Origin of the sequence: Embleya sp. NPDC005575, assembly GCF_040605455.1 — a bacterium.
Classification (GTDB): Bacteria; Actinomycetota; Actinomycetes; order Streptomycetales; family Streptomycetaceae; genus Embleya.
The window spans coordinates 1-10,260 of the sequence record NZ_JBEXCV010000233.1 but is presented as its reverse complement, the minus strand read 5'-3'; the positions used below and the strand labels follow the sequence as shown (position 1 = coordinate 10,260).

The following is a 10,260-nucleotide window of genomic DNA, read 5'->3' as shown; positions in this document are numbered from 1 at the left end:
CGGATCGAGCAGGCCGACGTCGTGTCCGCGGGGGCGCCTTCGTCGCGGAGTACGCGCCGCGCATGGGCATGCCGAACAGTGCGAACGAAGAGGAGACGTCGACCAGGTGGGCGCCGCGGGCGAGGTCGGCACGGCGAAGGTGCGGGAGGAAGGATTTCGTGCCGTGGGGCCACGTCCCGGAAGTTGACGCCCGTGATCCACTCGAAGTCGACCCACTCCACTCGACGCTCGCGGTCAACGCCACGCCGGCGTTGTCGATCACCAGGTTGACCTGGCCGAAGCGCTCCGCGGCGGTCTCCGCCCAGTCCTGTGCCTGCGCGCGCTGCGCCACGTCGGCGTGCACCTGTTCCGCGCCCGACTGCGGGGCCCGCTCCGCAGTTGTGCCCAGCCGCTGCGCATCGACGTCGGAGAGGGCCGACTGCGCGCCGTGTCAGGCGAGGGCGAACGCGGTGCCGGTCCGATCCCGGAAGCGACTCCCGTCACAGTGCGCACGCGTCCTGCGTATTCTCGAATCACGGGTTCACTTCAAAAAACTCGACATATTCGCACGACGAGGCGGCCGGCCCCGGAATTCAGGAGAACGCGCCGACGGCGGCGCGCAGATCGGCGGAGAGGTCGGTCAGCAGACTCGGCAATGCCTCGTGGACGTACAGGTGGCCGCCGGGGTAGGTCCGCAGCCGCACGGGCCGCGTGGTTTGTTCCTGCCAATTCGACAGGGATTCCACCGCGACCAGGGTATCGTCCCGCGCGCCGAAGACACTCAGCGCACAATCCAACGGCGGCTCGTGGACGTATCGGTGCTGAAGGGCCAACAGGAGATCGGCCATCATCGGTGGTCCGAATGCCGTCATCGCGCCCTGGTCCCGAAAAACCTCGGGTGGAAGTAGATCGGTCAGTCCCAATTGCCGCCAGGGCTGGTCGGACACCAGGATCGGCCTGCACGCGCGCGCGAACGCGCCGCCCTGCGGCGGGGGAACGGCGGACAAGGCGAGCAGCGACGGCATCGTGTGACCGCAACGGCGCAGCTCGCGCACGGTATCGAAAGCGATCATCGCGCCGATGCTGTGGCCGAAGAAGACGTAGGGACGGTCGTCGTCGGATTCCAGGACGAGTTCCGCGACCATCGTGCTCAATTGGGCGGGGTCGGTGAGTGAAACCTCGCCGGTCCGTGCGCCGCGACCCGGAAGTCGTACGGCCGTCAGTTCGACCGAATCCGGCAGGTATTCCACCCACGGTGCGAACATCGTAGCATCCGCACCCGCATAGGGGATGGTGAACATCCTGATCGGTGCGAGCGGCCGGGGCGTGAAAGTGACGAGGTCCGGACGTGGAGAGTGAGTACTGAGCGGACGGCAGATGGATTCCACAGGCGATTCTCGATTCGTCCTACGCGAAAAGGCGGGGGGTAGGGTGCGCTCGGCGAAAGCCGGCCGATTGCGAAGACTCTATGCCCTCGGGGGAGTCGAGTCGGAAATAGGATCCCCCGAACGGGTAATGGCGGGAGTTCGGGCACGGGATGTCCGAACGGCTTTGTGAGTCGGATGAATTGCGGTCCCGGGCCTGGGCCCCGAGACAGTGGTCAGGACTGCGGTCGGTCCGCCCCGTCGCCGGTGGAGTCCGTTGCCTGGCCGACGAGTTCGGGGTGTGCCTCGGTGCGCGCGTCGGGCAACTTCGCACCGGCTTCGCGGGGGCGACGCCGGGGCAACGACCACGAGGGCGCCCACCAGTTCGCTCGGCCGGTGAGTTGCATCAGGGCGGGGACCAGGACGCCGCGTACGACGGTGGCGTCCACGACGACCGCGACCGCGAGGCCGACGCCGACCGTCTTGAGCAGGGTTACGTGGGACATGGTCAGCGCGACCATGGTGGCGGCGACGATCAGGGCCGCGGCGGTGAACAGTCGGCCCGTGTGCTCGATCCCGAAGACGATCGACCGGGTGTTGTCCCCGGTACGCACGAACTCCTCCTTGATGCGAGCGAGGAGGAAGACCTCGTAGTCCACGGAGATACCGAAGGCGACGGCCAGGGTCAGCAGCGGCGTCGTGGTCTCCAATGATCCGCCGGTGGTGAAGTCGCCTACCAGCCACCGCAGATGACCGTCCTGGAAGACGTAGACGATGGCGCCCAGGCTCGCGGTCATGCTGAGCAGGCCCATCACGACCGCCTTGATCGGTACCAGGACGCTGCGGGTGAACAGGAAGAGCATGACCAGGGTGCCGACCAGCATGATGGCGGCGCCGTAGGGGAGTGCCTCACGCAGGGTGTGTTTGGTATCGGTCAACTCGGCCGCCTTGCCTGCGACCAGGTGGGGTTGGGGAGCGGGCAGGGTCCGCAACCGGTGCACGAGCGCGACCGTGTCCGGAGACTGGCTGTCGGCCGTGCCGATCACGCGCAGCACGGTGCCCGCGACGGCGGGGCGGGGTGGCTCCGGTGGCGCGACCGGACGGACGACGACCCGCGTCGTGCCCTCGGGGGTGGATTCCTCCGTCTGTGCTGCCGACAACTGCGGCCCCGGGACCGGCAATCCCGCGCGATAGTCGCCGGTGTCGGCGATCACGTGCGCGACGTGGGGCAACGCGGACAACCGTCGGGCGTACGCGTCGATCGCCGGTGCGTCGGTCACCGCGTCCATCCGGGGCAGGATCACCGGGATCACGCGCTCGGGCGGATCGGCGAAGTCGGTACGCAACAGCCTTGCCGTGTGGTGCGGTTCGGAGCGTGTTGGGAGGATCTTCTCGTCGACGGTGGTGAACCGCGCGTGCAGGAAGGGGAGAGCCAGGACCAGGAGGAGAACCACGGCGGAGCCCCCGCACAGGATCGCACGGGAGGTGGCGAGCGTGGCGATGCGACGCCAGACGGGACTGCCGCTGCCCACCGGCCCGCTCCCGCGCCGGAATCGGCGGAACGGGTCCAGTCGATCCAGGCGCGGTCCCAGTACCGCCAGCAGCGCGGGCAGCACGAGCAGGGACGTCAACGCCGAGATGCTCACCACCAGGATCGATGCCCACGCCAGCGAGCGCAGCAGTTCCAGCGGGAAGACGAACAGCGCGGACAGACACAGGGTCACCGTCGCCGCGGAGAAGAGCACGGCGCGCCCGGCGGTGGCCATGCTGCGGGCGATGGCCTGGCGTGATTCGACGCCCTGGGAGAGTTCCTCGCGATAGCGGGTCACGATGAACAGGGCGTAGTCGACGGAGAGGGCGAAGCCCACTCCCGCACAGATGTTGATCGCGAACACGGTGATCGGCGTCAGGAGCGTCAGCGTGGCCAGGACGGCCAGCGCCCCGGCCACGGAGACCGCGCCGACGGCGAGTGGGATCGCCGCCGCCGTCAGCGACCCGAACGCGAGCAGCAGGATGAGCATGGCCAGCGGCGCCGCCAGCAACTCCCCTCGTTCGAGGTCGTGTTCGGACTCGTCGGTGGCCTGCGCGTTCAGCCACGCAGGCCCGGTGGCATCGACCCGCAGTCCGGTGGCGGCCTTGCGCACGGCGGGGACCAGGGCGCGCGAGGCCACCGCGGAGTCGCGTTCGGTTCCGGCCAGGTCGACGCGGATCAGTGCACCCTTGCCGTCTCGGGAACGCAACAGGGAGGAGCCGGTGGTCCAGTAGGACTGCGCCCGTTCCACGCCCGGTCGTCCCGCGACCAATGCCGTGAGCCGGCGGCCCGCCTCGGCAACCTCGGCGTCGTCCACCGGCTTGTCGGCGCGGATGTAGAAGACCAGGTCCGCGGCGTTCGCCCCGTATCGGGCGGCGACCCGTTCGGCTTCCGCAGCCCGGGTCCCCGATGCGGTGAATCCGCCGTTGGACCAGCGGTCCCTGGCCCCGGCGACCACGGCGGCGGCCAGTACCAAAACGATCATCGCGCCGACCAGAAGCAGACGACGGTGCCGTACGCATTGCCCGGCGAGGCGGGCGAGCGGTCCGCCGGGCGGGGCCGGCGTCTCGTGTTCGGGAGGTGGGACCGGGATGGTGTCGAGCATTGTGTGTCCTCCCAGGACGACGTCGTCTGTGCGATGGGCGAGGACGCCCGTGAACCGGGATCGAGTGCAGACGTGGCGAAACTCGGGCCGCCGGCGCGTCCGGGCGGCGGCGAGGGGCGAATCCCCGTTGCCGATGCTCCGCCGTGTCCACGGATATTCGGTGGGATGGTTCGTGCCGCAAGCGAGGGTACCGCGCGCGCGGACCGAAGTTCGCGATTACAGACCCCGCCTGCCCCGCTTCGAAAAATCGTATGTATGAGGATCGGATGTACGGAAGACCCCGATCGGCGGGGCAGGGGTGTGAATGTTTGACCGCTATAAATGTGTCGACAATGACGAATTAGGCCCGTCTGTCGGCCTGCTCGGAACTAGGCCATACTGGTGAACCTCAGTTCCCGAACCGTAACCTGCACTTTTCTACGGCCCGGCCATGGCTAGGATTGCCGCGTAATACCGGCCACCGGTTCCCCGAGAGGAGGAATGAGACCGTGCAGGTTACATTGACTGGTGGCGCCGGTTTCCTGGGGCCGCGACCCGTTCGTGAACTCGTGAATCGGAATTGCCCGGTCACGCTTCTCTCGCGCCGTGGCAGCACGAGTGCGATCGACCGAATCTCCCATGCCTTCGGTCGACTGCGCGAGACACCGGATTTCATTCGGAAGTTTCGCCGACGCGCCGACGAGGTGGACATCGATATCGCCCGGCCGCTGTTCGGTCTCGCGGACGACCGGGTGGAAAAGCTCGTCCGGCGGACCGACATGTTCCTCCACAGTGCCGGAAACATCGACCTCAATACGGGGGCCCGGGCGATCAGGCCCGTGAACGTCAACGGAACGCAAAACTTCCTCGACATCGCCCCCCGAGGCCCGCACGGCGCACCGTTCTGCCACGTCAGTACCGCGTTTGTGGCGGGCGCCCGACGATCGGGCACCGTCGCCGAAGCCGACCCGATCGACACGTACGGCTTCGGGAACGAATGCGAGCGGTCCACGTGCGACGCCGAATCCATGGTGCGCCGGTGGTCCCGAGAAAACGGAATGCCGGCGCTGGTCATGCGGCCCGGCATTCTCCCGACGGACCGCGCTTCGGCCGCAGGTCTCCCGGCGCACCCCTTTCAGATCATCAGCGCCCTGCTGCGGGCGTCGACGATCGAAAGAGATATCGCCGGACTCTCCATTTCTCGGGGTCTGCGGCCGGTCATCCGCATGCAGGAACCGGCCGACGCGCGGCTCGACTGCCTCCCCGTGGAGGAGGCCGCAAGAGCCATCGTGAGCATCGCTGCGGAACACCGACCCACGGACGCGCAGACATACCACGTCGTGCACACGGAGGACGTCTTCGCCACGACGCTCATCGAGCTCTTCGAAAAATTTGCACCCATTCGCGTCGTCCTCGGGCCCGAGCTGCCCGAAAAGCTCTCTCCGGCCGAGCAGCGTTTTCACAGCTACGCCGGGTTCGCCGCGTATCTTCGGCACACGCGGATCTTCGACGACCGCAACGCGCGCCGCGTCCTGGGCGGACCCTGTTCCCGGACGACCGTCGACATGGCCTATCTCCTCGCCGGAACGCGCGGGATTCTTTGACAGTCGACGAAACCAAAGTCCGACCACCTTTTTTGAAAGGCCACAGGAGAAACCGTTCATGACCATCGGACTGCAGGCATCACCCCGTCGTGACATGTCGGACCCCACCGCCGACGGTCTCCTGGCCGTGCTTCGCCAACCGCGGAGCATGGCCACGATCGTTCGGCGCCTGTCCGACTCCGTGACCGGCGCCGTCCTGAGTGACGCGCCGGTCGACGGCTGTGAAGTCGTCGGCACACTCTCTCCGTTGTATCCCGAATGGCTCGGCGATCGTTCCTTCACCACCGACCACGGCGTGCGTTTTCCCTACGTGGCCGGTGAGATGGCGCAGGGAATCGCGGGCGTCACCATGGTCAAGGCGATGGCGCGGGCCGACCTGCTGGGGATCTTCGGAGCGGCCGGACTGCCGATCGACGCGGTTCGCCGAGCGATCGAGGAACTGCGCCGCGATCTACCCGAACACGCCCCGTGGGGGGTGAACATCATCCACAACCCGCACTCGCCCGCCTGGGAGGACGAGGTGGCCGGCCTCGCGATCCGGCACGGTGTGCGGTGCGTGTCGGTGTCGGCCTTCAGCAACGTCACCCGCGCCCTCGCGCACTGCTGCGCCGCGGGCCTGCAGATGCGCGCCGACGGCCGGATCGTCCGTCCCCGGATGATGATGGCCAAGGTCTCGCGTCCCGAGGTCGCCGAACAGTTCCTCGCACCCGCTCCCCCCGAACTGCTGCGGGACCTGGTCGCCGAGGGACTGCTGACCGCCGAGGAGGCGGCACTTGCGGCCCGGGTGCCGATGGTCGACGACCTCACCGTGGAGTCCGACAGCGGCGGGCACACCGACGGCAGGCCGCTGTCCACCGCCCTCCCGCAGATCCTGGCCCTGCGCGACGCGGTCGCCCATCGGCACGGCATCGCGCCGCGCACCAGGATCGGTGCGGCCGGCGGTCTGGGCACCCCGCACGCCGTCGCCGCCGCATTCGCGATGGGCGCCGCGTACGTGGTGACCGGATCGGTCAACCAGCTCAGTCTGGAGGCCGACACCTCCGACCGGGCCCGGGCGATGCTCCAGGCCGCGGACACCATGGACGTGGCCATGGCGCCGTCCGCGGACATGTTCGAGATGGGGTCGAAGGTACAGGTCCTCAGCCGCGGCACGATGTTCGCCGCCCGGGCCTCGAAGCTCTTCCAGCTCTACCGCGACCACGAGTCGCTGGAGGAGATTCCCCCGGCGCAGATCGCCCGCCTCGAACGGGAGATGTTCCGCCGGCCGGTGGCGGAGGTGTGGGCGCAGACCGAGGAGTTCTGGCGCACCCGGGAGCCCGCGCAGGCCGACCGCGCGGCCGTGGATCCCAAGCACCGCATGGCGCTGGTGTTCCGTTGGTACCTGGGTATGTCCAGCAGCTGGGCGACCACCGGAGCCGCCGACCGCAGCGTGGACTACCAGATCTGGTGCGGCCCCGCGGTAGGCGCGTTCAACGACTGGCGCAAGGACGGTTTCCTCGCCGACCCCGCGCACCTGTCCGTGGTGCAGATCGCCCGCAATCTCATGGAGGGGGCAACAGTCCTGACCCGCGCGCAGCAACTGCGCAGCCACGGTGTCGACCTGCCTGCCCAGGCGTTCACCTTCCCCGCCCATGAACTGCTCTGAATCGACAGTGCAAGGAGTCCCGTGCCCGAGAGTTCTCGTCCCTCCCAACCACCCATCGCCGTCGTCGGTCTGAGTACCCTGCTGCCCGGTTCCTCGGACGTCGCCGGGTTCTGGCGCGACGTGGTCCACGCCCGCGACCTCATCCGAGACGTGCCGGACACCCACTGGCTCGTGAGCGATCACTATTCCAGCGACCCCAACGCCCCCGACAAGACCTACGGCAAGCGCGGGGCGTTCATGTCGCCGGTGGCGTTCGACCCGCTGGCCTTCGGCACCCCACCGTCCACGATCGACGCCACCGACACGGCGCAACTGCTGAGCCTGGTCGCCGCCGAACGTGTCCTGCGGGACGCCTGCGGCGACGAGGGTCCATCCGAGACGATGCGAGAACGCACCGGCATCATCCTGGGAGCCAGCCCCACCGAGCTGGCCTTTCGCATGTCCTTCCGGTCCCAGCGGCCGACCTGGCGCAGGGTCATGCTCGCGCGTGGCGTCGCGGAGCCCAAGGCCGACGAGCTGTGCGACGCCATCGCGGCCTCGTATCCCGTGTGGAAGGAAAGCTCCTTCCCGGGCATGCTCACCAACGTCATCGCCGGACGCGTCGCGCGCCACTTCGACCTGCACGGCAGCAACTACACCACCGACGCGGCCTGCGCCAGCTCGCTGTCCGCGATGAGCGCCGCCATCGACGAACTCACGCTCGGCCGCGCCGACATGATGATCACCGGTGGTGTGGACCCGCTGTGCGACGCGTTCGGGTTCACCTGCTTCAGCAAGACCCCGGCGCTGTCCCCGTCGGGCGAGTGCCGACCCTTCTCCATCGACGCCGACGGCACCCTCCTGGGTGAGGCCGTGGCCATGGTCATGCTCAAGCGCCTCGCGGACGCCGAGCGCGACGGCGATCGCATCTACGCGGTCATCCGCGGCGTGGGCACCTCCTCCGACGGACGCGGATCATCGATCTACGCACCCGCCGTCGCCGGTCAGGTCCGCGCGCTGCGCCGGGCCTACGCCAGTGCGGGCTACAGCCCCGCGACAGTGGAACTGATCGAGGGGCACGGCACCGGTACCAAGGCCGGTGACACCGCCGAAGTGAAGGCCCTCAAGGAGGTGTTCGGCTCGGGTGACCCGGCCGACATCGCGCGCTGCGCGCTCGGATCGGTGAAGTCGCAGATCGGCCACACGCGCACCGCCGCGGGTGCCGTCGGGATGGCCAAGGCCGCGCTCGCACTGCACCACAAAATCCTGCCGCCCACACTCAAGGCCGACCGGACCGACCCCGCCCTGGAACTGGAAAAGGGCCCGTTCTACCTGAGCACCCGGACCCGGCCCTGGATCCGGGGCGCCGACCACCCGCGCCGGGCCTCGGTCTCCAGCTTCGGGTTCGGCGGGACCAACTTCCACGTCACGCTCGAAGAGCACCGTGCCGCCGAACCCGCCTTGGCGGGCGAGTCGTACACCCGCAGCGCGCCGAGTGAACTGGTCCTGCTGAGCGCCGATTCCGGCCCCGCGCTGGTCGCGGCACTGGACGCGCTGACCGCCGACACCGCGCCGCCGGCCGATCTGGCGCGCCGCACGCAGCTCGCCTTCGACGCCGCCGCGGCACACCGGCTGTGCCTGGTCGTCCGCGACGAGGAGGACCTGCGGGCCCAGGCGGCCGAAGCCCGAGGCCGGATCGCGGCCGAACCACAGACCGCGTTCCACACGCCCGCCGGCGTGCGCTACGCATGCGGCCCCGCCTCGACCGACAAGATCGCGCTGCTGTTCCCGGGACAGGGCAGCCAGTACCCCGACATGGGGATGGACGTCGTGCTGCACCAGCCGCGCGCGCTCGCCGCGTGGGACCGGCTGGCCGACTTCGAGATCGACGGACACCTCCTGCACCGCTCCGTCTTCCCGCCCCCGGTTGCCGACAAGGCGGCGGAACGCGAGCAGGCCGAGCGACTCAAGGCCACCGAAGTCGCGCAACCGGCGCTCGCCGCCCACACGTTGATGATCCAGGAGATCCTGGGCGCCGTCGGCTTCGAGCCCGACTGCGTGGCGGGGCACAGCTTCGGCGAACTGGCCGCCCTGCACGCGGCCGGCGTCTACGACGACGAAACCCTGATGGACCTGGCCCGCGCCCGCGGCGAACTCCTGCGCGACGCGAGCAAGGTGTCGGGCGCGATGCTCGCGGTCACCGCCTCCGCCAAGGAAGCCGACGACCTGGTCCGGGGCATCCGCCGAGCCTGGGTCGCCAACTACAACTCCCCGACGCAGCACGTCGTCTCGGGCGCGGAATCGGCCATCGCCAAGGTGGAGAAGCGAGCACAGGAGCAGAAGCTCCCCACCCAACGGCTCGCCGTCTCCTGCGCCTTCCACAGCCCACTGCTGCAGTCCGCGACCACCGGGTGGCGGCCCACGCTGGAAAAGCACGAGTTCACGGCGCCGCGGATGCCCGTCTACGGCAACGCCGACGCCAAGCCGTATCCCGGCACCGCGCCGGAAATCCGCACCGTGCTGCACGACCACGTCACCTCCTCCGTGCGATTCGCCGAAATGATCCTGGCCATGTACGAGGACGGCGTCCGCACGTTCGTCGAGGCCGGACCGGGAACGGTACTCACCGGCCTGGTCGGCAGGATCCTTGGGGGCCGGCCCCACGTCGCGCTGAGCGCGGACCACACCAGGGGATCCGGACTCACCGCACTGCACCGCGTCCTGGGCGCGCTGGCCGTCGCCGGCCGCCCTCTGGACTTCGCCCCGCTGTGGGCCTCGTTCACCTTGAGCACTCCTTCGCCATCGTTGACAAGGACGGGTATGACCATCCCCATCTCCGGTCCCAACCCCGACGTGGGCCACCGCGAGAGCACCCCCGCCGCTCCCGCCGTACGCGAGCCGAGCACCGGGTTCCCGCCCGCCGGCCCGACGACGGTCCCGACCCCGCCGGTCGCCGCAGTGCATGCGATGCCGCCGGCGCCGCCCGCCGTCACCCAGGCGGCGGCGCCCGCCCGGATCCAGGTCGCACCACCCGCGGCGGCCCCAGCAGTGGCACAGGTCGCCGCACCTGCGCC

Annotated in this window: 6 protein-coding genes; 3 read left to right on the top strand and 3 right to left on the bottom strand. The window is 69.3% G+C overall.

Annotation, left to right across the window (positions count from 1 at the left end; genetic code table 11):
• From ABZS54_RS40085 to ABZS54_RS40075, 3 genes are all read right to left on the bottom strand, one after another.
• Positions 1-388: SDR family NAD(P)-dependent oxidoreductase (locus ABZS54_RS40085; protein WP_355547454.1), on the bottom strand; the 388-nt coding region annotated here is incomplete at its 3' end.
• A gap of 184 nt (positions 389-572) precedes the next feature.
• Complete coding sequence (locus ABZS54_RS40080) at positions 573-1,280, bottom strand: alpha/beta fold hydrolase (RefSeq protein ID WP_355547451.1); 708 nt, start codon at positions 1,278-1,280, stop codon at positions 573-575.
• Positions 1,281-1,579: 299 nt separating this feature from the next.
• Positions 1,580-3,979: an efflux RND transporter permease subunit gene (locus ABZS54_RS40075; protein ID WP_355547448.1), complete on the bottom strand. Its 2,400-nt coding sequence runs from the start codon at positions 3,977-3,979 to the stop codon at positions 1,580-1,582.
• Between the two features lie 488 nt (positions 3,980-4,467).
• On the opposite strand from ABZS54_RS40075, the gene ABZS54_RS40070 reads away from it, so the two are divergent.
• The 3 genes from ABZS54_RS40070 to ABZS54_RS40060 form a co-directional block, all read left to right on the top strand.
• A complete protein-coding gene (locus ABZS54_RS40070) occupies positions 4,468-5,562 on the top strand; it encodes an SDR family oxidoreductase (RefSeq protein WP_355547445.1) in 1,095 nt (364 codons plus the stop codon).
• A 58-nt stretch (positions 5,563-5,620) separates the two neighbouring features.
• Positions 5,621-7,207 carry a PfaD family polyunsaturated fatty acid/polyketide biosynthesis protein gene (locus ABZS54_RS40065; RefSeq protein WP_355547442.1) on the top strand — a complete coding sequence of 529 codons (1,587 nt, stop codon included), beginning with the start codon at positions 5,621-5,623 and terminating at the stop codon, positions 7,205-7,207.
• A gap of 21 nt (positions 7,208-7,228) precedes the next feature.
• Positions 7,229-10,260: beta-ketoacyl synthase N-terminal-like domain-containing protein (locus ABZS54_RS40060; RefSeq protein WP_355547439.1), on the top strand; the 3,032-nt coding region annotated here is incomplete at its 3' end.

Excerpts from the sequence above, each read along its gene's own strand:
- ABZS54_RS40080 (WP_355547451.1), bottom strand. The coding sequence starts at position 1,280 with ATGTTCACCATCCCCTATGCGGGTGCGGATGCTACGATGTTCGCACCG.
- ABZS54_RS40075 (WP_355547448.1), bottom strand. The coding sequence starts at position 3,979 with ATGCTCGACACCATCCCGGTCCCACCTCCCGAACACGAGACGCCGGCC.
- ABZS54_RS40065 (WP_355547442.1), top strand. The coding sequence starts at position 5,621 with ATGACCATCGGACTGCAGGCATCACCCCGTCGTGACATGTCGGACCCC.